1 protein-coding gene is annotated in these 547 nt (G+C 59.0%); it reads left to right on the top strand.

The annotated features are described in order from the left end of the window. A partial coding sequence (locus ACR0NE_RS21420) for a PA14 domain-containing protein (protein ID WP_480459965.1) occupies window positions 1-547 on the top strand: 547 nt, incomplete at both ends.

Here is a 547-nt window from a genome sequence, read left to right as displayed (position 1 = left end):
TGTCGCAGATTGATTTTTCTGCTGCAGCGGATGAAACGACGCTCACCAATGCACTGAACTACGATGGGAGCACTCAGATCTGGGAGGGCGGCCGTGAGGACGTCTTTGCCGTGCGCGCCACGACCGATTTGCATATTGAGCAGGCGGGAAGTTACACGTTCTATTTGCTATCGGATGACGGTTCCAGCCTGCGGCTCAATGGTCAGGACCTGATCGACAACGACGGGCTGCATGCGACTGAGCTACAGACCGCCACGATCGAGCTGTCGGCGGGCACCCATAGCCTTGAGGCGCTCTACTTCGAGGCCTATGGCGATGCGACCCTGATGCTCGAGTGGGCTGGCCCCGATACTGGTGGTAACCGCGTCCTGCTGACCGGGGATCATGTGGCAAGCTCTGGCGACGGAACCCCGCCCCCTGTCGATGAGACACCCGTTGACGAGACGCCTGTCGATGAGACGCCGGTGAACGAAGATCCCGTTGAGGATGATCCTGTTGATCCGACACCTGTTGATCCGACACCAGGTGATCAGGATGACAACTCGGA

Source organism: Ruegeria sp. C9 (assembly GCF_056537585.1).
The sequence above is the reverse complement of the archived record's forward strand: the minus strand, read 5'-3'. Positions and strand labels throughout refer to the sequence as shown.